Annotated in this window: 24 protein-coding genes and 2 tRNA genes; 5 read left to right on the top strand and 21 right to left on the bottom strand. The window is 57.3% G+C overall.

What is annotated here, in order from left to right; translation table 11 throughout:
* The coding region (locus L4X63_RS22695) for a hypothetical protein (protein WP_250680953.1) at positions 1-1,772 on the top strand (1,772 nt) is incomplete at its 5' end.
* 497 nt (positions 1,773-2,269) lie between these two features.
* Here the strand turns inward: L4X63_RS22695 and L4X63_RS22690 are convergent.
* The 9 genes from L4X63_RS22690 to L4X63_RS22650 all read right to left on the bottom strand — a co-directional run bounded on the left by L4X63_RS22690 (position 2,270) and on the right by L4X63_RS22650 (position 8,061).
* Positions 2,270-2,346 (bottom strand) — tRNA-Arg (locus L4X63_RS22690).
* A gap of 279 nt (positions 2,347-2,625) precedes the next feature.
* Positions 2,626-3,114: a type II TA system antitoxin MqsA family protein gene (locus L4X63_RS22685; RefSeq protein ID WP_250680952.1), complete on the bottom strand. Its 489-nt coding sequence runs from the start codon at positions 3,112-3,114 to the stop codon at positions 2,626-2,628.
* Positions 3,102-3,383: a DUF4258 domain-containing protein gene (locus L4X63_RS22680; protein ID WP_250680951.1), complete on the bottom strand. Its 282-nt coding sequence runs from the start codon at positions 3,381-3,383 to the stop codon at positions 3,102-3,104. Before L4X63_RS22680 ends, L4X63_RS22685 begins: the two co-directional genes overlap by 13 nt.
* Positions 3,384-3,646: 263 nt before the next feature.
* A complete protein-coding gene (locus L4X63_RS22675) occupies positions 3,647-4,162 on the bottom strand; it encodes an adenine phosphoribosyltransferase (RefSeq protein ID WP_250680950.1) in 516 nt (171 codons plus the stop codon).
* Positions 4,163-4,177: 15 nt separating this feature from the next.
* Entirely contained in the window at positions 4,178-5,194 is a 1,017-nt protein-coding gene (locus L4X63_RS22670) for a sigma-70 family RNA polymerase sigma factor (RefSeq protein WP_250680949.1), read from the bottom strand.
* Positions 5,195-5,240: 46 nt separating this feature from the next.
* Positions 5,241-5,885 (bottom strand): protein-L-isoaspartate(D-aspartate) O-methyltransferase, encoded by a 645-nt coding sequence (locus L4X63_RS22665; protein WP_250680948.1) that lies wholly within the window; start codon positions 5,883-5,885, stop codon positions 5,241-5,243.
* Between the two features lie 55 nt (positions 5,886-5,940).
* On the bottom strand, positions 5,941-6,687 hold the full coding sequence (surE, locus tag L4X63_RS22660) for a 5'/3'-nucleotidase SurE (protein WP_250680947.1): 747 nt from the start codon (positions 6,685-6,687) through the stop codon (positions 5,941-5,943).
* Positions 6,688-6,997: 310 nt separating this feature from the next.
* Positions 6,998-7,324: a SemiSWEET family sugar transporter gene (locus tag L4X63_RS22655; protein WP_250680946.1), complete on the bottom strand. Its 327-nt coding sequence runs from the start codon at positions 7,322-7,324 to the stop codon at positions 6,998-7,000.
* The gene (locus L4X63_RS22650) at positions 7,321-8,061 is read right to left on the bottom strand and encodes an RNA methyltransferase (protein WP_250680945.1); all 741 of its coding nucleotides are present in this window, start codon (positions 8,059-8,061) and stop codon (positions 7,321-7,323) included. The genes L4X63_RS22655 and L4X63_RS22650 overlap by 4 nt, the downstream gene beginning before the upstream one ends.
* Positions 8,062-8,385: 324 nt before the next feature.
* Between L4X63_RS22650 and L4X63_RS22645 the strand changes: the two genes are divergently transcribed.
* Positions 8,386-9,255: a sensor histidine kinase gene (locus tag L4X63_RS22645; protein WP_250680944.1), complete on the top strand. Its 870-nt coding sequence runs from the start codon at positions 8,386-8,388 to the stop codon at positions 9,253-9,255.
* Between the two features lie 185 nt (positions 9,256-9,440).
* On the opposite strand, the gene L4X63_RS22640 is transcribed toward L4X63_RS22645, so the two are convergent.
* From L4X63_RS22640 to cobO, 5 genes are all read right to left on the bottom strand, one after another.
* A complete protein-coding gene (locus L4X63_RS22640; RefSeq protein WP_250680943.1) occupies positions 9,441-10,094 on the bottom strand; it encodes a DedA family protein in 654 nt (217 codons plus the stop codon).
* Between the two features lie 82 nt (positions 10,095-10,176).
* Positions 10,177-11,184: a L,D-transpeptidase family protein gene (locus L4X63_RS22635; protein ID WP_284694778.1), complete on the bottom strand. Its 1,008-nt coding sequence runs from the start codon at positions 11,182-11,184 to the stop codon at positions 10,177-10,179.
* A 94-nt stretch (positions 11,185-11,278) separates the two neighbouring features.
* Positions 11,279-12,220, bottom strand: coding sequence for a methylmalonyl Co-A mutase-associated GTPase MeaB (gene meaB / locus L4X63_RS22630; protein ID WP_250680942.1), 942 nt, complete (start codon positions 12,218-12,220; stop codon positions 11,279-11,281).
* 101 nt (positions 12,221-12,321) lie between these two features.
* A complete protein-coding gene (locus L4X63_RS22625) occupies positions 12,322-12,726 on the bottom strand; it encodes a cobalamin B12-binding domain-containing protein (protein WP_250680941.1) in 405 nt (134 codons plus the stop codon).
* Positions 12,727-12,842: 116 nt separating this feature from the next.
* Positions 12,843-13,373 carry a cob(I)yrinic acid a,c-diamide adenosyltransferase gene (cobO, locus tag L4X63_RS22620; RefSeq protein ID WP_250680940.1) on the bottom strand — a complete coding sequence of 177 codons (531 nt, stop codon included), beginning with the start codon at positions 13,371-13,373 and terminating at the stop codon, positions 12,843-12,845.
* 266 nt (positions 13,374-13,639) lie between these two features.
* Here cobO and L4X63_RS22615 point away from each other — a divergent pair.
* A tRNA-Val gene (locus L4X63_RS22615) sits at positions 13,640-13,714 on the top strand.
* A gap of 77 nt (positions 13,715-13,791) precedes the next feature.
* Positions 13,792-15,543, top strand: coding sequence for a DUF6538 domain-containing protein (locus L4X63_RS22610; protein ID WP_250680939.1), 1,752 nt, complete (start codon positions 13,792-13,794; stop codon positions 15,541-15,543).
* A 363-nt stretch (positions 15,544-15,906) separates the two neighbouring features.
* Here the strand turns inward: L4X63_RS22610 and L4X63_RS22605 are convergent, their stop codons facing one another.
* A complete protein-coding gene (locus tag L4X63_RS22605) occupies positions 15,907-16,395 on the bottom strand; it encodes a hypothetical protein (RefSeq protein ID WP_250680938.1) in 489 nt (162 codons plus the stop codon).
* A 277-nt stretch (positions 16,396-16,672) separates the two neighbouring features.
* Here L4X63_RS22605 and L4X63_RS22600 point away from each other — a divergent pair, with 277 nt between their 5' ends.
* Positions 16,673-17,233 carry a recombinase family protein gene (locus L4X63_RS22600; protein WP_250680937.1) on the top strand — a complete coding sequence of 187 codons (561 nt, stop codon included), beginning with the start codon at positions 16,673-16,675 and terminating at the stop codon, positions 17,231-17,233.
* 31 nt (positions 17,234-17,264) lie between these two features.
* Here the strand turns inward: L4X63_RS22600 and L4X63_RS22595 are convergent, their stop codons facing one another.
* From L4X63_RS22595 to L4X63_RS22570, 6 genes are all read right to left on the bottom strand, one after another.
* Positions 17,265-17,795 carry a hypothetical protein gene (locus L4X63_RS22595; protein WP_250680936.1) on the bottom strand — a complete coding sequence of 177 codons (531 nt, stop codon included), beginning with the start codon at positions 17,793-17,795 and terminating at the stop codon, positions 17,265-17,267.
* A gap of 450 nt (positions 17,796-18,245) precedes the next feature.
* Positions 18,246-18,407 carry a hypothetical protein gene (locus tag L4X63_RS22590; RefSeq protein WP_250680935.1) on the bottom strand — a complete coding sequence of 54 codons (162 nt, stop codon included), beginning with the start codon at positions 18,405-18,407 and terminating at the stop codon, positions 18,246-18,248.
* Positions 18,408-18,484: 77 nt separating this feature from the next.
* Positions 18,485-18,703: a hypothetical protein gene (locus L4X63_RS22585; protein WP_250680934.1), complete on the bottom strand. Its 219-nt coding sequence runs from the start codon at positions 18,701-18,703 to the stop codon at positions 18,485-18,487.
* 118 nt (positions 18,704-18,821) lie between these two features.
* Positions 18,822-19,115, bottom strand: a complete 294-nt coding sequence (locus L4X63_RS22580; RefSeq protein ID WP_250680933.1) for a hypothetical protein — start codon at positions 19,113-19,115, stop codon at positions 18,822-18,824.
* 230 nt (positions 19,116-19,345) lie between these two features.
* Complete coding sequence (locus L4X63_RS23985) at positions 19,346-20,353, bottom strand: replication initiation factor domain-containing protein (RefSeq protein WP_250680932.1); 1,008 nt, start codon at positions 20,351-20,353, stop codon at positions 19,346-19,348.
* A gap of 697 nt (positions 20,354-21,050) precedes the next feature.
* Positions 21,051-21,932 carry an efflux RND transporter periplasmic adaptor subunit gene (locus L4X63_RS22570; protein ID WP_250680931.1) on the bottom strand — a complete coding sequence of 294 codons (882 nt, stop codon included), beginning with the start codon at positions 21,930-21,932 and terminating at the stop codon, positions 21,051-21,053.
* Positions 21,933-21,957: the final 25 nt, after the last annotated feature.

Genomic DNA, 21,957 nt, shown 5'->3' with positions numbered 1-21,957 from the left:
TCCCTTCCTTGCCTTACGTCAGAATGACTGATTTTATGGACGGGAAGGCGGGAAGGCCAACGTTTAACCAGTGGTCAAGCGCACAAGCCACCACCAGCATCTATTCAGCGTATCAGGCCGCAAAGGCCGCCCTCCCTGCTGCTGGTGGAGAGATTGTTTTTGACCACAGCGGTAACTACTACACTGCAAGCCAGTTAGTAATAGACAAGTCCATCACGCTCAGAGGAAACATGCCTGCAGGGAGTGCCAACGGGACTTCTCCCATTACCATCCTGTCGGCTGTGGCCGGCCCGACCGTCCTGGTCAACGGTGTCGACGGATGGGGCTTGAAGCATCTCAACTTTGCATTCACGGCTGGAAACACGACCGGCACAGCGTGGAAAGGATTATCGGCCCAGCACGGGGACGTTGAGCATGTGACCGTCACCAATGCACCGGCCACCCCCGCAGTGCTCTACGATGTTAACACCGGCTCCGGCGCGGCTTACAACTCGATGCACAACTTCCACCGCGGGGTGGTCATCCGACTCAACAACGCCGTGGACAACCTCGAAGCTATCCAGCAAACCGGATCAACCACGGCAAACACCTGCTTCAACACTTGGGTTGACACCACGATCATTCCGACCAAGACCACGCATACGGCAATTCATGAGGCGGCAGCAGACAATAACATTTTCATCAACACGCACATCTACGGCGGGATTGTGGCCACGGCTGTCAACTTTGACTACTCGATCAATACCAGCTGGCCGGCTGACACCCACTTCTATGGCCTTGATCCGGGGCAGAGCACCTTTACAAACACCGGCACTCCCGGCGCGTCAGCTACCTCTAACGTCATCCACGGACTTTCCCGCACCAACGGGGCCGTGCCTGCCGACCTGGCAAACCTGTCCTTCGGTGCCACAGCCAAGGGTCTTGGGCAGACCTACAGCTACCCCGGGACCAACGTCAATTTTGATTTGCTTCCCGGCAGCGACCGGAGCTTGAACATCAACAAGCCGGTTGGGACGCTTGCGGGGAGCTCTAACTCCTATATCAAGATGGGACTCATCGGGAACATCGACGGCAACGATCCGGAGTGGAACGGCTTGAGGTGGTATGGCCACGCGGCAACGGATTCAGGTGTTTCTAAGGTCGCCGCCTTGAGGGTCTACAGCCGGTCAAACGCAACAGCGGACCCGACCGACTACTCCTTCGTCCTGGGAGCCGATTACAACACCTCGTCTGCCCTCCCGCTCAACCTTGGACTTTACGCAAAGAGCAAGGTGAAGATCGGGAAGTACTCGCTTGGAACCTTCACCGACTACGTGACCCTGTACGATGTTGCGGATAATAGCTCGACGTTCACTTTCATCAAGAGCAGTCAAGCAACCTTCTCGGGCCTCAACTACTTTGCCAACTCGGCACAGGTTCGGCTTCCCACCGCCGCGCAGTCGAGTGAAGGATATCTCTGGTACGACACAACGAACCACACCGCGGCATTTTCCAACGGCACCGCTAACGTGATTACGCAGGCAGGGTTCAGGGCGGTCACCGGGAACATCGGTGGCGGTGCTTTGGCGGCGGGGGCGTGTACCAGCGGCACGGTGACGGTCTCGGGGGCCACGACTAGCATGGCAGTAGTGGCAACACCGGTGACGTACCCTGGCGACGGTGCGATGTGGTCTGGTTATGTGTCGTCTGCCAACACCGTGACCGTAAAGGTCTGCGTCATGTCGGCAATGACGCCATCGACTTCGGCATACAATGTTAGGGTGTTGCAGTAAGGAACCATAAATGGGGTTTTAAGACTTGGACTTTATAGCGTAGCCTTGGTTTAGCAACTTTGATAAGAGCGGCGTTTGCGGTAGGAGGAGGGGGTTATCGATATCTATTTTGTAATGGAGTGGGAATAGGACGATAAAAATAAAATTCAATTTCAACCGTGTGGGCTTTTTAAAGCGGATTTGACAGGGTTGATGCACCCGGTTGGACCCGCTTTTTTATACCCATGTAAATGCGTCAACCATCTGTCCCTTTTGCGCCAATCATGTGGCGCGTTACATTTGACAGGGTTGATGCACCCGGCTGGACCCGCTTTTTTATACCCATGTAAATGCGTTAACCATCTGTCCCTTTTGCGCCAACCATGTGGCGCGTTACACGTTCCTTCGTTTAATATCTTCAGGTACTCAGTATAGACGAACAGGGGGGAATGCGGTGCGGTGGTTGCGTGACGTATGAAAAAAGGGCCACGGATTTTCCGTGGCCCTTTTGTTTCTAATGGCGTCCCCGAGACGATTCGAACGTCCGACCCCTTCCTTAGGAGGGAAGTGCTCTATCCTGCTGAGCTACGGGGACATAAGTGAGACAGACTTTATAACGCAGGATCGGCTGTTTTGCAAGGGGTTTGTAGAGATTTCTGGGTCGTGATAGGCAAATCCCCCCTGTCCCCCCTTTGACAAGGGGGGGGACTTTACACGCTCCTCACATCCGCCGCCAGTTGCACGAACTGCGGGGTTTGCGCGAGAATCTGTCGGGTTGAAGTGCTGCGTATGAATCCGGCAGTCACCTTCAGGCGGGGGATTACGAGACAATCTTCTGCGGTCAGCGGGTTGGGGAACTAGAGGAAAGTTGGTCCTACGCTGCCGACTTCCAGCCTTCACGCAAGTGCTGGAAACGACGATGCATCACTGTAGTCTCTTCGTGGTTTATGTCGTAGCTGTGACAATCGTCAATCTTCTTCCCCCTGGCAACCATCTCCCGTAAAAGAAGCTCCGTAGGTGTACTCATCCTCACCTTGCCGGATTCCCATTTGGAAACCTGGGAGCTCGTACTGTGCATATTCCTTGCGAAGTCCACTCCGGACCAACCGAGGAACTTCCGAAGGAACACAATCTCGGAAGGCTCCAGATTTCCCTGCTTCTTGATGACATCTCGAGCGATGGCGTGGTGAAGGCCAGACAGAGCAGGAATCATAGGCATGGTATTGCCACAGCAAGCACATTTCCTAACACGAATTCCTTCCAGCACGATGTTGCTCAACCCACACTCGGTATAGTGGTAGGGCTCAACTACCTCGACCATCTCTTCTTTTCCGCAGATCCCACAGATCATCAGATCCTCCACGCAGTTACTATTTGCAGGATCGTATCGTCCTCGAATCTAATAACCACACACATCTTCCTGGTTTCAACGCGATACCGCCACGTTCCGTTTTCCAGCTCCGGATCGTGAACAACTCCGCCATACAGCACGTTTTCGCAGTCGACAGTGCTGATTGTCCGCTTCGCCATGCGCTCGAGAGCGTGCGGTCTGGCGTACGTCACGATGCCGCTTCTGAGAATGGCCCGGATTAGGGCCTTCGCATCCTTTCGGGAAAGAGGCTCCAGCAACATGATTACACCATCCCATGGTTGTGTTCAATGAAATATTTGTGCCAGACACAACAAACATTAGCTTACACTTAAATGATACCCGTCCCGTGTCGGGAAGGAAGCCATCTTTTCTGGGATGTATTTCGGTGGGGAGGATTTTGACGAGGGGCGACAGGCCACACAGGGCGCGGTGCGAAGAGGAGGGCTTTCTACGTACAGGAGGCGGGCTTACCCCACCCCCCGGCCCCTCCCTCAAGGGGAGGGGGCCGGGGGGTGAATGGAGACTAGAACTTGAGGAGGGAGAAGACTTTGCCTTCGGGGAGCTTTTTCTTTCCGTCCAGGAATTCGAGCTCGGCCATGAAGCAGCATTCGACGAGGTCGGCGCCCAACTCCTGCACCATGTCGACGACGGCGGACATGGTGCCGCCGGTGGCCAGGAGGTCGTCGGCGACGATGACGCGCTCGCCGGGCTTAATCGCATCGGTGTGGATTTCGAGGGTGTCGGTGCCGTACTCGAGATCGTAGGTCTTCTTGTAGGTGGCGGACGGGAGCTTGCCAGGCTTTCTCACCAGCACGATGCCCGCGCCCAGCTTGTAGGCCAGGGCGGCACCGATGATGAAACCGCGCGCCTCGACCCCCACCACCTTGTCGATCTTCTCGCCGACGTACCGATGGGCCAAAAGGTCCACCATGCGCTGGTAACTCTTGGCGTCGCCCAAAAGCGTGGTGATGTCCTTGAAAAGAATCCCCTTCTTGGGAAAGTCGGGCACGTTCCTGATGATATCCTTCAGTTCTTGCATCTCGATAGCCGCTCCTTATTTTCCATTGGTGGCTGTGCGCCCCATTATATCGGTTGTTTCCACTATCTTTCTCAGCTTCTCCAGCGACTTGGCCTCGATCTGGCGGATCCTCTCGCGGGTCACGCCGAAGCTCCTCCCGATGGTGTCCAGGGTCTGGGGATCCTTGTCGTCGAGACCGAAACGGAGGGTGAGGATCTTCTTCTCGCCGTCGGAGAGGGTATCGAACCACTTGGAGACCAGCTCGTACTTGTTGAGGTCCTCGAGGAGCACCGCGGGCGAGATGGTCGAGGTGTCCTCGATGGTGTCGATCAGGAAGTAGTCGTTGTTCTCCCCCATCGGCCGCTCGATCGAGTAGGTCTTCTTGAGCAGAACCATCAGCCGCCGCACGTAGGTGACGTTGACGTCGAGGGTGTCGGCCACTTCCTTGATGGTCGGCTCGCGGTTCATCTTCTGCACCAGCTCGCGGGTCACCCTGAGCATCTTGTTGATGTCGTCGGAGACGTGTACCGGGAGACGGATGGTGCGGGACTGGTTGACCAGCGCGCGCTCGATGGACTGCCTGATCCACCAGGTGGCGTAGGTGGAGAAGCGGCACTCCTTGGAGAGCTTGAAGCGCTCGACCGCCTTGATGAGCCCCATGTTCCCTTCCTCGATCAGGTCCAGGAACGGGAGCCCGCGGTTGATGTAGCGTTTGGCGATCTTCACCACCAGGCGGAGGTTCGATACGATCATCCGGTCGCGGGCCGCCTTGTCGCCGAGATCGATCTTGGCCGCCAGCTCCTTCTCCTCATCGGCGGTCAAAAGCTTGGTCTTTTGGATCTCGCGCAGGTAGAGTTTGATGGCGTCGTCGAAGTGCTCGACCACCGCCGCCTTGATCTCCTCTTCCTCTACCTCGCCCCCGTCGTCGTCCCCTTCCTCGGCCTCTTCGACCTCTTCCACATCCTCGACGTCGTCAAGCTCCAGCGCATCAGGGTCTCGATCCACGTCCAGAAAGAGCGGCTCTTTCTCCTCGAGAAGTTCTTCGTGTTTCATACAAGACTCCTATGCAAATCGGTAAGTAAGTTCAGTTGTCCAGGGGTTAGTGCTCACTCCAACCGTGCCTGCCGATCAGACGGACGAAGCGGCATCCTTCGGAATCCTCTCTTTCGATGCTCCCGTCATGCCCTTTCTTCACCAATACGAGCTGCTGGTCCACCTTGTCCCCTACCGGAATCACCATCCGGCCGCCGGGTGCCAACTGGTCGATCAGGCAATCCGGAACCGAGGGTGCGCCGGCGGTTACCAGGATGGCGTCGAAGGGCGCTTCCTCCGGCCAGCCGTCGGTTCCGTCGCCGATCCGCAGGTTAACGTTCAAAAGCCTCAAACCGTCGAGCACCTTGCGGGCCTTCAGGGCCAGCGGGCGTATCCTCTCGACGGTGTAGACCCAGCCGGCCAGGGTGGCGAGCACCGCGGCCTGGTAACCGGAACCGGTGCCGAGCTCGAGCACCCTCTCCTTCCCGGTCAGCTGCAGCATCTGGGTCATGAGCGCTACCGTGTACGGCTGCGAGATGGTCTGCTTTTCCCCGATGGGGAGCGGCGTGTCGCTGTACGCCTGCGCAGCCATGGCTTCCTCGACGAAGAGGTGCCTCGGGATCTGCTGCATGGCGTCGATCACGCGCTGGTCGGTGATCCCTCGCTTGACGAGCTGGGCCACCATTCTTTTTCGTGCTACGGACAGATCCATCTTCCCCCCTAAACCAGCGGGGAAATATAACAAAGCACCAACCAAAAGTCCAGCTTCACCGCAGTTCCCACCGCTTCAGTTCCTCGAGCGAGGCATAGTTGGTGAGGTCGAGATGGAGCGGCGAAACGGAGACGTGGCCGCGGGAGACCGCGTGGTAATCGCTGCCGGGAATATCCTGGTAACTTTGGTCGGCGGTCCCGATCCAGTAGTAGTTGCGCCCGCGCGGATCGACCTTCCCGACGATGGTCCCCTCGTAGCTCCTCTTCCCCTGCCGGGTGATGAGCGGCGGGAGGAGATCCCCCGCGGGAAGGTCGGGGACGTTCACGTTCAAGAAGGTATCGGGGGGAAGGCCGTTCGATTGCACCGTGACCGCCAGCCGCGCGGCCACCTCGGCGGCGGCGTCGTAATGCTCTCCCGCTCCCGTGGTGGCAAGCGACACCGCGATGGCGGGAATTCCCATCAGGGTGGCCTCGAGGGCCGCGGCGACGGTTCCCGAATAGGTGACGTCGTCGCACATGTTGGCTCCCCGGTTGATGCCGGAGATGACCAGGTCGGGACGGAAGGTAAGCAGGCTGTGAATGCCGAGATTGACGCAGTCGGTGGGGGTGCCTTCGACGGCGAAGATGTTTTCGGCGATGCGGGAGGCGCGCAGGGGATGATGCAGGGTAAGGGCATGGCCGACGGCGCTCTGTTCGCGATCGGGGGCAACCACGACTACTTCGCCAACTTCCGACACGCGTCTGACGAGCGCGGCCAGACCCGGAGCATGTACACCATCGTCATTGGTAAGCAGGATCTTCAACGGGTACCCCTTGTTTTCGGCATTGCAGACGGCGGCATAAAAGGTTGTGACTTTATTTACCCCATCCTCACCCCGTCCCTCACTTTGAAGGGGAGGGAACGCGGGGCGGGTGGTCTTCTTTCGTTGTTTTCCTGTACGGCTGAAATCCCCCCTGTCCCCCCTTCGCAAAGGGGGGGACCTGTTTCCCCCCACATTCCCGGATGAACCTTTGCAAAGGGGGACCTGAGACTGGGAGCGTCCTTTCTCTCAGAGCAGGGACGGCGGCTCTTATCTCAACCAATCGGAGGGGGCGGAGAATACTTTAACATATTTAATTTACGTTTTTAAATTCTTTTTCTGCCAGTGGCCGCTCCCCTCCTCTGGTCACGGCACCGGCGTCCTCCCTGTCGAAACGAATCTTCATGCAGATGAGACCAACATAGCAGCAGATCGAGAAGGTGTTGGCTGCTATAAGAGGAAGATCGTCGATGAGCAGACCGTAGATCAGCCAGAGGAGCATTCCGGTTGACAGCAAAACGAGCTGCCACATCGAGATGTCGCGGGCGTGCCGGGTCCGCCAGGTACGCCAGACCTGCGGAAGGGCGGCGCCGGAGGTAAGCGCCCCGGCTAACAGCCCGATGTAATGGACAAAGTTCATGCTCCCTTCTTCCCCTTGAACTCGGCGCAGGCCCAGTCGATCTGGGAAAGGAGGCCGCGCATCGAGTTCACCTCGCGCTCGTCGAGCTCGGCCCGCGAAAAGATGCGGCGCATGGTGCGCATCATGTGATCGGGGTTTTGCGGATTGAGGTAGCCGATCTTTAAAAACACCTGCTCCATGTGGACGTAGAGCGGCTCCAACAGCGCGGAGCCGGCCACTTCACGGGCGGGCTGGGCGGGATTATCCGGCACCTCCCCTTTCAGGAATTCGTAGCAGAAGATCAAGACCGCCTGGGAGAGGTTGAGGGATCCGAACTCGTCTGCGGTGGTAATGGTGGACTGCCAGCGGCAAAGGGCGACCTCGTCGGTGGTGAGCCCGCTGTCCTCGCGGCCGAAGACCAGGGCCAGCCGGCTGCCGGGGGCGCAGGCGTGGAAGCGCTCGACGACTTCTCCCGGCGTCCAGATTTCGTTCCGGTACTTGCCGTGGCGGCGGGTAGTGGCGACGGAAAATTCGCTGTCGGCAATGGCCTCCTCCAGCGAGGTGAATACCTTGGCCGCGTCCAGCAGGTCGCGGGCGGAGACGGCGAACTTCACGGCGTCGAGGTGATCGAGACGGCAGGGGTTGACCAGGCGAAGGTCGCGCAACCCCATGTTTTTCATGGCCCGGCAGACCATGCCGATGTTGCCGGGACTCTGGGTGCCGACCAGCACCACTGAAATGCGTTCTTTGAGATCCATTGTGTTCGATACTTCCTTGATAGGCGAGTGGGACGCGGACCGGCCGGTTCCGGCGGATCCACGCTGATAGTGCGGCATCCCGTACCGGGGACGAGACCGCCCGGCATTAGACCATAACTTGCGAGCGTTTGGCAATACCGCTCCTGATGAGATCCGGCCCGCGTGCGCGCCACGGGCACCGGACCGCCCTTCCTAAGAGAGGGGGCACCACCGGCTCAGACTTTTTCGGGGCTTACCCGGCAAATTCCTTAGGTCTATGCATTTTTAGCTTGCCTATTTTGGTAATTTTGGTATTTCTAGCGCAGATTAATTACTGAGAGATACATGAACGCTGACCAAAAAACAAGAGAAGAGCTGCTGAAGGAGATCCAGGAGCTGCAGGAAAGGCTCTTGAGGGAGCGGCGGCGCACCGATGAGGCGCTCAGGGAGCGGGAGGAGGAGCTGCACCAAATCCACGCCACCTTGGAGCGCCGGGTCGAGGAGCGTACCGCCGCGCTGCAGGCGGCGGTCAGGGAGCGCGAGTCGTTCAGCTACTCGGTGTCTCACGATCTTAGGTCGCCGCTTCGCCTGATCAACAGCTGCTGCGCGATCCTGGAGGAGGACTTCGAAGAGGCACTTCCCGCCGATGCGAGGAAACTTCTGGACCGGATCCGGGCGGGGACCAGCCGGATGGGGGACGTTATCGACCGTCTACTCGAGCTTTCCCAGGTTCACCGCAGCGAACTGAGGGTCGCCAAGGTGCAGTTGAGCCACCTGGCCGAGGCGTCGCTGGAAACGCTGCGCGAGGCCGAGCCGCACCGGCAGGTGGAGTACCGGGTGGAGCCGGGGCTGACCGCCTACGGCGACCACCACCTCTTGGGCCAGCTCCTGATCAACCTCCTGGAGAACGCCTGGAAGTACAGCTCGCTGAAGCCGCAAACCGTCATCGAGTTCGGGAAAGTTAATGCCGCGGGCGAGATGGCTTATTTCGTCAAGGATAACGGGGCGGGCTTCGACATGAGGTTCAGCGACAACCTGTTCAAGCCTTTCGAGCGGCTGCACGGCCCGGAGTTCCAGGGAATCGGGATCGGGCTGGCAACCGCCCAGCGTATCGTCGAGCGCCACCAGGGAAGGATCTGGGCGGAAGGGGTGGAAAACGAGGGATCGATCTTTTTCTTTACGCTGGGGACCGATGTTGGGTATCCGAGGGCATAGTACACTTCAGCAGCTACCTTTCTGAGCTTTATTCCCACCTTTCCCACCTTTCCCACCTTTCCCACCTTTCCCACCTTTCCCACCTTTCCCACCTTTCCCACCTTTCCCACCTTTCCCACCTTTCCCACCTTTCCCACCTTTCCCACCTTTCCCATCAGTCGGACCAGTCGGACGAGTCCGATCATTCAGATTTTCGCCGGGTGTCTCTTATGGCGGGGGGAATGCGGGTTCTGGCGCCAGGCGCGGAGGCGTTTGAGCCTTCTTCTCGCGTGACGGCGGCGCCACCAGTGGACGACGAAGTGGCTGAGCCATAGGAGCGCGGTGAAGCCGCCAAGGATCAGCAGCAGATACGGCTCGTAGCTCTCCAGGTCGTCGACCACCATGGAGGCACCCTTGCCGAAGAGGTAGCCGGCCAGCGAGAAGACGATGGCCCAGGAAAGGGCGCTTCCCATGTTCAGCAGCAGGAATCGTTGGGACGAGAGATTGGTCATCCCCAGGATGATCGGGAGGAGGATGCGGAAACCGTAGGTATAGCGGGAAACGAAGGCGACGAAGGAACCGTAGCGCTCGATGAGGCGCAGGGCTTTCCGGAATTTTCTGGCGAAAGAGGTGAAGATGCGGAGAAGCTGCGCCCCTTTGCGCCTCCCCAAATGGAAGTAGAACTGGTCACCGAGGAAGGAACCGGCGAAGGCGGAGAGGATGACGCCGTAGATGCTTAAGTACCCTTGGCAGGCAAGGAACCCGGCAAAGATGAGGATGGCCTCCCCTTCCAGGAAGGTGCCGATGAAAAGCACCCAGTAGCCGTGAACCTGCAGGTATTCCCTGAGAAACTGCTGCACGCGACTCCCTTTCGTCGGGCTGTGATGGTTTGTAAATAGTAGACGCTATCCCAACCGCCGCAACCCCTCATGATGAAAGGGGTCAGCGGCCGGCCACCGCCAGGTACTTCGGAATAGCGCCCCGTACCTCCACCACCGGTGCGTTGCGGACGAGGACTGCCCCGCGGGTGGAACCTTCCCCCTGCGGCGCTTTCACGCCTTCCTCGGGATTGGCCCCCACTTCGGTGGAGCCTGCGGCCGCCATCACGATGCCGGCACCGGCACTGGCTCCCCTTACGCCTTCGCTTTCGGCGGCAGCCTCGGCCTCGCTGGTGTCCTTCGACTCGAGGCGGGCGATGGCGATCGGCTCTCCCCCGGCCCACTCGAAGAATTTTTCGGAATCGAGCAGCGTCGGGTTTTTCGGGACGCCGTAGACCCGCTTCTGCATCGCTTCGTCGAAGAGGCCTACACAGCCGTGGGAGGCAGGTTTGCCGGGAAGATCGCGGGCGTGGATCCAGTAGGCGACGTTGTCGGCCCCGACATGGAAACGCATGGCGTTGTCCATCGGGTACTGTCCGCTTTGGTCCTCGGTCTTGTAGAGGGAAGAGGCGTGGTTCTTGTCGCGGGCGTCGACCTGGAAGAGGCCGGTGGGGGTTTCGTGCCCGGCGGCACCGGTGGCGGCCGGCGCGGAGAAGGCCAGCTTCCCGTGCTCGTAGGCGCCCATCCACTGCTCGGTGAGGTCGATCAGGATGTACTTGGCGTGGCGTTGTGCGGGGGGATACTCCTGCGGGAGAGGACAGTAGTTGCGGGCGGCGGCCATGTCGTCGGGGACCCTGATGGTCATGCCGGGGTAGACGTGGCGGCGGTCGATGCGGTTGAAACGGGCAACCGTGGGCCAGTCGTTGCCGAAGAGGGATTCCAGGGTTTCTTCGGGAAGGACGAAGTGGGGGTGCCACTTTACCTGGGCGAGGCTTGGATATTCGAAACGGGTGAGGTCTTCATGGGCGGGATCGAGCGGATTCGGCCCCGGCATCGAGGTGGCCAGCGGTTTGTAGACGACGATGGCAAAAGCGACAAACGGCAACAACACGTACAGCAACTTGCGTAACATCCTGGCAAATCTCCCGACAGCGACTGACGACAAACGAATAATGGGGCAGTCGTTGCCCCATTCTCGTTGTAAGTAGCACTATTAGCCGCGTCGGTCAAGAAAAAGAGCTTTGCGCGAGCACCCGTTCTACCGCGGTGTAGGGATCGGTGGTCCGCTCGCGCAGGCCATCGAGGATCTGGCGGTAGGTGCCGTCCTCCTTGATGGCGCCGAAGACGGCCTCGAACAGCTGATCCCGGAGGGTATCGGTGAAGAGCTTGGCGTTGCGTTCCTCGGTGAGGCGCTGGAGGTGGCCGGAGGTTTTCAGGAAATCGTGGTGCCGGTCGAATTCGGCGATCAGTTCGTCGATGCCGACGCCGCGGCTCCCCTCGGTCTTGAGCACCTGCGGGAACCATTCACCTTCCTCGGGGTGGCGCATCTCGAGCATGGCGGAGAGTTCGCGGGCGGTGCGGTCGGCGCCGTCGCGGTCGGCCTTGTTGACCACGAAGATATCGCCGATCTCGAGGATACCGGCCTTGATCGCCTGGATGTCGTCGCCCAAACCGGGAACCATGACCACGGCGGTGGTGTGGGCGGCGGAGACGATGTCGACCTCGTCCTGCCCTACCCCTACCGTCTCGATGATGACGACGTCCATCCCCATGGCGTCCATGACGTTGACGACGTCGGTGGTGGAGCGGGAAAGCCCGCCCAGCGCGCCGCGGGTACCCAGCGAGCGGATGAAGACGCCGGCATCGTCGGCGTGGCGGTTCATGCGGATACGGTCGCCCAGGATGGCGCCGCCCGAAAAGGGGCTGGTGGGGTCGATGGCGACCACGCCGACCAGGAGGTCCTTCTTCCGGAAACCGGCCACGATCTGGTCGACGAGGGTGGACTTGCCCGCGCCCGGGGGGCCGGTGAGGCCGATGATGAAGGCGTTGCCGGTGTGGGGATAGAGAACCTTCAACTCGTCGACCGCGCTCTTCATCCGGTCGTCGATATCCCGCATCAGGCGCGCGGCTGCCCGCACGTCGCCGTCAAGGACACGTTCTGCTAACATACAAGCTCCAAAAACAGGTTCTGGTTTCTAGACGTTCCTCACCCCCCTTTGGGAAAGGGGGTGAGGGGGGGATGTGTGGTTCGCAAGCGGAAGTTGGGGAGTTACGCCCGGGGCGTTACTTTGGTGCGGACCCACTCCACGATGGTCTCGGTGGAGGTGCCGGGGGTGAAGACTTCGCGGATGCCGGCGGCCTTGAGGCCGGGGATGTCGGTCTCGGGGATGACGCCACCGGCCATCAGCACGATGTCCTCGGCCTTCTTCTCCTTCATCAGCTCGTAAACGGCGGGAAGCAGGGTGTTGTGGGCGCCGGAGAGGATGGAAAGGGCGATCAGGTCGACGTCCTCCTGGATAGCGGCGGAAACGATCTGCTCCGGGGTCTGGTGCAGACCGGTATAGATGACTTCGAAGCCGGCGTCGCGGAACGCACGTGCGATGATCTTGGCTCCCCTGTCATGGCCGTCCAGCCCGGGCTTCCCTACCAGAATACGTAATCTCCTCTCAGCCATGGCACACCTCCTGAATTTCCTTGGTATTAAGAATTTTCCCGCTCCCGCAAACGCTCCCCTTCAGGGGAGGGCCGGGGTGAGGATGGGGTTAATCGTTACAAGGGGTGAATCTCTCCCTACATCTCGATGCCGACCCGGGCCTTGACCCCGGCCTTGTAGTAATGCTTCACCTCGCGCATCTCGGTGACCAGGTCGGCCGCCTCGATGATCCGCTCGTCGGCGTTTCTCCCGGTCATCACCAGCTCGACCTGGGGGGGCTTGTTTTTCATCAGGTCGAGCACGTCCTCGACCGGCACGAGTCCCATGGAGACCGCCCCGTTGATCTCGTCGAGGATCACCAGGTCGTACTCTCCCCCCATCACGGTTTTTCTGGCCAACTCCAGCGCCTCGGCGGCCAGCTGCTTGTCGGCGTCGGCAGGGTTGTCCTTGTTGACCCACCCGCGGCGGCCGGTCTGGATGATGGTGAGGTAGGGGGCGAGTTTCTCGGCGGCCATCTGCTCGCCGTAGGGGCCACCCCCTTTCATGAACTGGATCATGCAGACCATGAGCTCGCGTCCCACCGCCCGCAGGGCCAGTCCCAGCGAAGCCGTGGTCTTTCCCTTGCAGTTGCCGGTATACACCTGAATGAGACCTTGTTCCAGTTTCATGCGCCATCCTCGGGGGTAAGGTAGGAAGATTGCGGGGATCCCTCCCCTCCCCTGCCGGGAACGGCTGTTCCTGCGGGATGGAGGGCGCGGCGCCTGCCGCTCCCGTAAACTGCGGCACTATAACAACTGCTTAAGGAAACTGTCAAGGCTAAACACCTTCAGCTTAAAACGACGTTTAAGCCAAAGGTGGACTGAAAGCGGCACCGCGTCTGATTCAGGGCTTGACACCGGTGAATCCTTCTGTTATTTAATCAGGACACTTCAACGGGCGATTAACTCAGCGGGAGAGTGCTACCTTCACACGGTAGAAGTCACTGGTTCGATCCCAGTATCGCCCACCAAATTTAAAGATATTGCGTAGTTAGTCCCAGCAAATGTAGGTGCATCGCATAATGCACACACATTGAAGGAGCTAACGATGCAAACGAAGCACCTCATCAAACGCGGCAGCCGGTATATCTACCGCTGCCGCGTTCCTTTTGACCTCCTCCCTTGTTTCCCCTCCCCTTTTATCTGGAAAAGCCTCAAGACCGATAACGAAAAGGATGCACGGATAGCCGCGATTGCGTTAGAATACCGGACCCAGCAACTATACCTGCAACTGAGGACCGGCATGTTATCGAAGGAACTCCAACAGCGACTTGTAAACCAGTACCTGAACAGCCATGCAACAGCGTTACACGCGGCGGCAACGAACCAGACGTTCACCGGCACCGAGAAGGACAGCCTTGGCGTCTCGAAGATCTTTGATGACTGCGCCAGAGGCCATGTTGAATGGGAGCAGATGAAAGACCTGGTCGCAGAGCACCGAGGGGCCACACCAAGGCAGAACCTTCAGGAGAGCACCGAGACCAGCGACAAATGGGCAGGGATGTTGAAAGCAGGACTCCCTCTGAAAGCCATTTCTCCCTTCGCCCACTTCACGGTAAAGCGAGTGGCAGAGAAGCTACTAAGGAAGCGGATCAAGATGACCCCGCAGGACTGCGAGGTCTTAGGATTACAGCTAACTAACGCTGATAAGGTCATCTATGAAACGCAGAGCGCAATGCTGCGTGGCGAGTGGTCGTTGCTGGAGTCCCTGCAACAGAAGGTCACGAAAGAACTTGAGGGCGGCTACCATGACCTGAAGACGGTGTTAGAGAAGTATAAAGAGCACTATCTGGTATCCAAGCCAAATGTAACTCAAGGCAGCAAGGATGATATGGAGGTAGAATGCCGCGAGCTTCTGGCGATCTTTGGCAACATCAGTATAGCTCAGTTCAACTCGATGGAGTCTGTAACAAAACTTAAGACAATTTTACTAAAATACCCATTGAACAAGCAGCAAAGGTTCGGTGACAAATCAATTCATCAAATCCTAAAATCAGGGAAACAATACAGGGTAATTGGCCTCAAGACCGCTAACAACTACATTGTTCGTGCTAGAAAGGTTGTAGAGTACGCCAGTAAGTTTGAAATGCTTTTTAAAGCAACCAACGTCTACCAGGGGGAAAAATTTGAAACTAATACTGCCGCAGAAGATGAGCGCCTCGCATACGAGACCGAGGATGTAAAGCGCTTGATCGACGCTATCTGCACGCAGCCCCTTTGGATTAAAGGAGCCCCCCACCCAGAGCGGTTCTGGTTGATCCTAATTGCCCTCTTCCATGGCTTTCGCCTCGGTAACATCACCGCACTAACCAAAGAGGACATCTGCCAGACCGATAAGGGAACCTGGATCTTTAGACTCAGGGCCGGAAAGACGAAGGCGACCATAAGGCCGGTTGCAATCTGCGACTCCCTCTTGCTGCTGGGTTTCCTGGAGTGGGTTGACAAGTTGAAGAGGCCAAAGCTGTTCCAGGACAGTTCCAGGAGCTTCAGCGTTTGGTACAACCGCGAGGAACGGAACAAGGCGACACCGAGCCTGGGCTTTGAACCGAAGTACGTGACCACGGACAAAGGAAAGTGCCTCTACTCGCTCCGGCACAACTTTGCCGGTAACGTCTTCGATGTGACCGAGGATTTCAAGATCACTTCGGATATGATGGGTCACTCAACCGGCAGGAGCACGACGGCCCGGTATACTAAGAGGACCAAGGCCGAAACGTTGAAGGAGATAACGGAGAAGATGCGCCTTGAGCATATCGACCTGGACAAGCTGGAAGGCAGAGCGCAAGAGCTATTTTTTTAATAACATTTATTTTCTTTTTTCGGGCGTGGACGTAAGGGACCGCGCGTCGCGAGGTGCGGTGCCATTTCGACCCCGCCCCCACCTGGGGCTTCCCAATTTAGCTTCTGGCGGCACTTTGGGCGGCGGTCCAGGGGTAGGTGAGGGTCAAAACGTGCGATTTCTCTTCTTCGGCTGCTTGGCCCTCCTCCACGTCGCTGTCGGGATCTGGAGTTACCGGCGCGGGTGGCATGTCTTCTCAATGTTCAACGGTGGGTGCGTCAGCTTGTTGGTGTATGTGTTGAGCTTGAAGCTATAGAAGGAAGAAGGGCCGCTTCCTTGATCGGGAGCGGCCCTTCTTGCGTCAAAATTGTCCCTTCCGGCTTCCTACAAAGGATGAATACCCAGTCGCCATAGGCTCAGGATATTTCTAAGGTAAAGATCGACTCTTTCATCTTCAGCATGGATAATATAGCCGCTCGCCTCCGGGTCGCCAAATTGATGCACATGCGAATCCCACCAGTCTTCGTCATGCTCATCGGCAGGCTGTCCGTGCTCTCGGATACCCTCAATATAAATAGCCGACGGAGCACCAGCCGTCAGAACTGTAAGGCTTCCTTTCCGTTCTCCGATGAAAAGCACGGACGCGAGTAGTCCCTCTTTGTAGATTCGCTCAATGACCTTGATGACACGTTCATCATGATCCTCATCCCAAATTACGGCCATGTGATGCCGGTGGGGTTTGTCCAGTCTCTCACCCGTTGCCGAGATCCAGGTGATTGTACTGAGGACTGAATAGTGTGTACCCCGGCCAAGGTACCCGACAGGCTGCTGCTCATCGTAAAGGGTTGATGCAATCTGGGTGTAGGTCTTCATAACTCTCCTCCCGAAGTAGTTGGAGCTTCCGCTCCTTGTCAGCCACAGCTTTCGACTCTGGCTCGTTCAGGTGCCTATCCTAACATCACCTCGGGATCTTCTCAAGGTCGATCTGCTGAGTAGCTGGCTCCGGCGTGTGTAAAAACGGTGTACCGCTGGGCCACACGTTTAATACACACTATCCATGTGTAAAAACGGTTGGTATTTTATTTTATTGACAATATGCCTAAAAGGTCTTAGACTGTTTTTACACGCTTTGGTTGCCAGGAGGGCTAACATGAAAGGTCAGGTTATCGGCTACAAGAGGGTAAGCAGCACAGACCAGAACACGGCACGCCAGCTTGAGGGGCTAGAGCTTGACGAGGTGTTCGAGGACAGGGTGAGCGGCAAGGACCGTAATCGCCCCGAATTGGAGCGATTGATTAGGCACGCCAGGAATGGTGACACGGTAGTGGTTCACAGCATGGACCGCTTGGCCCGTAATCTGGTGGACCTCCTGGACATCGTGAAGGAGTTGACCAGTAAGGGGGTGCTTGTTCAGTTCGTCAAGGAGAGCTTTACCTTCGCCGGGAACGATGATCCCTTCAAGGAGCTGATGCTGAAGATGCTGGGTAGCTTCGCTGAGTTCGAGAGAGCGCTTATCAAGTCCAGGCAGCGGGAGGGGATCGAGCTGAAGAAGGCAGCAGGCGGGTACAAGGGAAAGGGCCGCAAGAAGTCTATCACCGAGGACATGGTGCTAAGGATCAAGGAGCGGGTTGAGGCAGGCGAGAAGAAAACAAAAATCGCTTCGGATCTGGGGATTAGTCGAGAGTCGATTTACAAGCTGCTGAAGGCGTAGGCTAGAGAGCCGGGGTTCTCCCTGGCTCTTCTCATTCCTTATCCAGGCCAGGTAAGGGTTTACCATCCTGCTTGAAGCACTCCCTAGCTAGGTACTCAAATCCGGTGTAGAACGCATCCTCCCTATCCCTGACCTTGTTTTCCTTGCGCTGGTCCCGGATGAACCTACGCACGTCCTCATTTGACCAAGCCGCCTCGACATCGTAACTCAGTTCATTGTAGGCCATCTTCTTCGTGATGACGCCGTCCTTGACCAAATTGCCTAACGTCTCGAAGTTGCCTAGATACTCGTCTAGCAGGTGCTCTGGGAAGCCCTGGTGTACTTTGGTGGCAAGGATTGGGTACTTGCCGTCGTGGTCCTGGATCGCGTTGGTGATCTTGTCGTAACGGGCCTTTCGTAGCTCCTCACTGATTTTCATTACGAAGTCAGCCGACTTCACCATCTGGTCTGCACGGTAACTCCGGCTCATGTTGTAGACCTGGAAGCAAATGAAAGCCATGCCGAGGATCAACGAGACGGACTGCAACATGTCCATACTGCTTTTAAGAGTAACTTTGTTCATGAGCACCTCCAGTAACGGTAGTTCTGGCTTGATCGCTTATAACATCCTGCGGTCAACATGGCAACGCTCACTCCTCATCCCCAAGGGACGGCGGCGGTCAGGCTGTGCGGGTCTGGGTCACAGAGGCCATCGAACTGGGGCCGGTATTCGGTCGCCTGCGCCTTCTTCCTGAGTGCTGACAACTTGCGGAACTTTTCAGGGCTGGTCTCACTGCTAGGGGATGGAAGTAAGACGCCGCAGCGGTCGCACTTGAGGTTTCTTATAGTGCCTACGTGGCAGTAGGGACATTCGCCGGGGCGTTGGGCCGGTCGAACTTCCATGTATCGGCGCTGCCTGGGAAGATGGAGTATATGTTCAATCATGCCGGTATCCTTTTTTCATTTTTTTGGGGAGGGTGAGGTGTGGGTCTTGATGGAAAGGCCGTCCAGAGACGAAATTTCGAAGCCTGGGTTAGGCTTCAGCGGTGATAGTAAATGGAGTCAGGCGCTGAACCCTCAACCAAGCAAGGATCATGGCTTCCGCTACTGTTTTGGACGTGGCCCGGACGGTGACACGGCGGGTGACGGTCTTGCCTTCACGTTGGAAGGCGAAGTGAACGGTGAAGAGCTTCAAGGGATCTCCTGGAAAAGCGAAGACCGGCGCGGGGCCGGTCTCGTCGGGGTTGGGGTGGAGTTGGGTAACTGGCGTTCCTACGACTGCGGCAGAGGTGTGAGAACCACTTGGTAAACGATTCGGGGCGACTGGCACATTAGAGCCATCTTGCCGACCTTGTACCTAATTCCGAGTTCATCGGTCACGACGCAGCCGGGGGAGATGTCATCAAGGGTGCCCTCAGCGTAAACGAGTTTAGGGGCCAGTTCAGGAGGAAGGGAATCAAAGCTGGCGTTGCCGGGAGTCTGGTATTTCATGGTTGTGATCCTTTCGGTTTAGTGTGGTGTCGAGCGGTTGGCGCATGAGGCCAGCAGACGCTTTTGCAAGGCCCGGTGAACCGCACCGGTACGGGTGCCGTCTGCTGGAGGCTGCGGGTTAGTGGATGACGGCAGAGAGTCTTTTGAGGATGGAACCGATGACCTCAAGCCGGTCGGGGTTGAGCTTCCCGTGGTCTGCTGCGACCCTGAGAACGGTGACAAGGGCCTTCACGGTTTCGATGACCTCAGACAGATCCTCCTCCTCTACGAGAGAACCGTCCTTTAACTGAGTGAAGGCTTTGGCCTCGGTCATGTGGAGACGGTAGTGGGACGGCAGGGCTGCTGACTTCGTGGTGGTGTGCGGGCTGGTTTCGATGAACTTCCGCACCACCTCATTTTCTTCATGCTTCATGGTTCTGCTCCTTATGAGTTTGCCTTCCAGGGGAAGGATTGAGGTTTACCAGGGGGCGGCACGGCCTTCGGCCTTTAGCCGCACTTGACCAGCGCTCGACGGCTTCGCCGTCTCACTTAGTCAAGACCTCTCATTAATTGATTAATGATGGAGTGGGTATTTGACGACAATGTTAGGGAGTTACCTCAGATGAGGCGTATCAGGGGATGTGTATTTATAGAGGAAGCTAATCAAAAATCAATCTCCTCCGTTCTCCCCGTGGTGTCCGGTCCATCCTCAATGACCTCCCCGGTCCCCCCGAAATCGAAGATTAACTGCCGTTCTGGCGACTGCTCGTCGCGGTAGCGGTCCTGGCAGTAAGCTCGGTCCACATTGGCGAGTGCTTCCAGATAGGCTTCCTCCCCGATCTCCAGGCGAGTTTTCAGCATTCGCGCTTCCAGGCTCTTCCGTTGGTTCGCCGTCTGCGGCTTTGTTGGAGTCACTCTGTCAAACCTCACCGGTGTCGAGGAACTAAGCCAACTCTTCCAGGCGGGAAGAACTGGGCGACGGCCAACGTTGCTGTCCTCGGTCACTTGCTTGAACTGCACGTTGAAATGCCCGGAGATGTACCCCTTTATGAGTCCCTCCAGGTTTTCCGGTGCCTTGCGCCACTCAGCGAAGAACTGGCGAGCGTGCCTACCCTCCAACTCCAGTTCATGCCTGCACAAATCTGGGTTGTTGATGTGCTGGTGGAATAAACCTGCCTCGTAAATCCTGTAGCTTGGTGAAGCTCCAAAAGTCAGTGTCCTGGTTCTACTTGAGCGGTCGGAACCTTTAACGGTGTTGGCCGTGACCGCCTCATGCCGGTAGCATCGGTACAGCATCCTGAAAGGCGTTTCCAGGGTGTCGATCTTGGCATCGAGTGCTGATACCTCAAAGTCATTCTGGATGGTGCGGCAGACCTTCTCGACGTTAATGCAGCAGTGGTCGAACCCTGAACCGTTTATTTCGATAGAGATGTTCTTCCTTTTAGTGAAGTCGTTGGCGAAGATGATTATCTGTTCGTTGAAGCTCCAGGCGTCCCGGTACTTCCTTTTGTTGCTGGTCCGGTCCTTTAGATGTACAAATTCTGAAAGCGGTAGGTTGAACAATTTATTGGTGATTGTATTGATGCCTGATTCATGGACTTTTCCATGAATGTCTAGTGCTAGCGGTTCTTTCGGGTAAAACCTCAGCTTGTGTAATCCTGCTTGATTCACTTCTTGTGCTTCCTCCTTGTTTTGTTAAAATAAATTCAGTGAAATACTATTCTCATAGCAGTATCTGGGTTGATACCGCTTAAGGGTGCTAGACACTGATGTCTTGTTGGTTTTAAACTACATGGTATGCAGCGTTTTCTTCTGGAGCAGTATTGCCACCAGTACCTTCCTACTGATTTATATACGGAGAAGTCGTTTCTTTTTCCGCGAGAAGTAAAAATTTCTAGGAGGGGGTGTGCGTAGGCTCCCCGTCCGGGGAGAGGAGTCTCGTCAGCCTTGAGGGTTATTCAGGTGAGGCGGGGTCAAACGTGGATTTTCAGAAGTGTGACAATAGCGGCGAGCTAAACGTAACCCCTGATTTATATTTTTATATTCATATTTTTGTATATATTAAAGGAATTTAGGCTTGGTGAGTTATCACCGGATGAAGGAGGAATGCCCAGACCTGAGGGGGGGGAGTGGCTCGGGCGAAATCGATAGCTCTTGATATCCGTAATGAAGCGTGCTATACAAACTGCACACAAATCATTCCAACCAAAGCGGACTTACTAAAACAATATCAGGTACTTATAAAATTGGTGGGCTTCCCAGTATCGCCCACCAAAGAAAAATGCAAAGGCCAGACAGAGATGTCTGGCCTTTTTTCGTTCACCATCACCGATTTAAACAGACAGGATTGCCTTTACTACCTTGCGGGCTACGTTCCAGGGTGTGCGGCCGGCGGGCGGGCGACGACGGTACAGGTCATCCCCGCTGCGAGCGGAGCGTTGTCAGGCACCTTGTCCAGACGGATCCGCACAGGAATGCGCTGTGCCAGCCGCACCCAGTTGAAGACAGGATTGACGTCGGAGAGGAGCTCGCGCCCGGTGGGATTGTCGTGGTCGGTTATGCCGTGGCTGAAGCTCTCGATGTGCCCCTTGAGGGGTGGGGTGTTCCCCAGAAGCCTGATCTCGACCTGATCCCCCGGGTGCAGCAGGTGGAGCTTGGTCTCCTCGAAATAGCCGTAGACCCAGAACGACTTCTTGTCGATCAAGGCGAGTTTGGCCACCCCCGCGGTGGCGAAGTCACCGCGGTGTACGTTCATGTTGGTGACGTAGCCGTCGACCGGCGCGCGCACCTCGGCACGTTCCAGGTTGAGCTTCGCCGTCTCCACGGCAACCGCTGCCTCCTGGCAGGCCGCGACGGCCGACTCGGCCTGGGACCTGGCGTCGTCGCGGCTCTCCTCCGAGACGGCGATGCCGTCCAGTTCCGCACGGCGCCCGGCCTGATCCTGCCGCATCCTCATCACCGCCTCGCTCGCCGCCAGACGCGACTTTGCCTGTTCGAGCGCCAGGCGGTAACGTTCGCGGTCGACCGTGAAGAGGAGATCCCCCTTATGCACCAGCTGGTTGTCCTTTATGGAGACCCCTACCACGACGCCGGAAACATCGGCAGCGACGTTGACAACGTCGGCGCGCACGCGTCCATCGCGGGTCCAGGGAGAATCCATGTAGCGCTGCCACAGGGTCCTGCTGATCAGTGCGGCGGAGGCAACAACCGCTATGGTTATGACAAAACGGAGCAGATACCTTACGTTCATCGATGAAACTCCCTGGTTGCGATGT

This window comes from Geomonas sp. Red32 (genome assembly GCF_023652955.1).
In the GTDB taxonomy this organism is placed as follows: Bacteria; Desulfobacterota; Desulfuromonadia; order Geobacterales; family Geobacteraceae; genus Geomonas.
The sequence above is the reverse complement of the archived record's forward strand: the minus strand, read 5'-3'. Positions and strand labels throughout refer to the sequence as shown.

Bases quoted from the DNA above. Each gene is read 5' to 3' on its own strand.
- L4X63_RS22585 (WP_250680934.1), bottom strand. From the start codon at position 18,703: ATGAAATACCAGACTCCCGGCAACGCCAGCTTTGATTCCCTTCCTCCT.
- L4X63_RS22645 (WP_250680944.1), top strand. From the start codon at position 8,386: ATGAACGCTGACCAAAAAACAAGAGAAGAGCTGCTGAAGGAGATCCAG.
- cobO (WP_250680940.1), bottom strand. From the start codon at position 13,373: ATGAAACTGGAACAAGGTCTCATTCAGGTGTATACCGGCAACTGCAAG.
- L4X63_RS22680 (WP_250680951.1), bottom strand. From the start codon at position 3,383: ATGTTGCTGGAGCCTCTTTCCCGAAAGGATGCGAAGGCCCTAATCCGG.
- L4X63_RS22670 (WP_250680949.1), bottom strand. From the start codon at position 5,194: ATGAAACACGAAGAACTTCTCGAGGAGAAAGAGCCGCTCTTTCTGGAC.
- L4X63_RS22610 (WP_250680939.1), top strand. From the start codon at position 13,792: ATGCAAACGAAGCACCTCATCAAACGCGGCAGCCGGTATATCTACCGC.
- L4X63_RS22600 (WP_250680937.1), top strand. From the start codon at position 16,673: ATGAAAGGTCAGGTTATCGGCTACAAGAGGGTAAGCAGCACAGACCAG.
- L4X63_RS22595 (WP_250680936.1), bottom strand. From the start codon at position 17,795: ATGAACAAAGTTACTCTTAAAAGCAGTATGGACATGTTGCAGTCCGTC.
- L4X63_RS22675 (WP_250680950.1), bottom strand. From the start codon at position 4,162: ATGCAAGAACTGAAGGATATCATCAGGAACGTGCCCGACTTTCCCAAG.
- L4X63_RS22635 (WP_284694778.1), bottom strand. From the start codon at position 11,184: ATGTTACGCAAGTTGCTGTACGTGTTGTTGCCGTTTGTCGCTTTTGCC.
- L4X63_RS22605 (WP_250680938.1), bottom strand. From the start codon at position 16,395: ATGAAGACCTACACCCAGATTGCATCAACCCTTTACGATGAGCAGCAG.
- L4X63_RS22625 (WP_250680941.1), bottom strand. From the start codon at position 12,726: ATGGCTGAGAGGAGATTACGTATTCTGGTAGGGAAGCCCGGGCTGGAC.
- L4X63_RS22665 (WP_250680948.1), bottom strand. From the start codon at position 5,885: ATGGATCTGTCCGTAGCACGAAAAAGAATGGTGGCCCAGCTCGTCAAG.
- meaB (WP_250680942.1), bottom strand. From the start codon at position 12,220: ATGTTAGCAGAACGTGTCCTTGACGGCGACGTGCGGGCAGCCGCGCGC.
- L4X63_RS22580 (WP_250680933.1), bottom strand. From the start codon at position 19,115: ATGAAGCATGAAGAAAATGAGGTGGTGCGGAAGTTCATCGAAACCAGC.
- L4X63_RS22655 (WP_250680946.1), bottom strand. From the start codon at position 7,324: ATGAACTTTGTCCATTACATCGGGCTGTTAGCCGGGGCGCTTACCTCC.
- L4X63_RS22570 (WP_250680931.1), bottom strand. From the start codon at position 21,932: ATGAACGTAAGGTATCTGCTCCGTTTTGTCATAACCATAGCGGTTGTT.
- L4X63_RS22650 (WP_250680945.1), bottom strand. From the start codon at position 8,061: ATGGATCTCAAAGAACGCATTTCAGTGGTGCTGGTCGGCACCCAGAGT.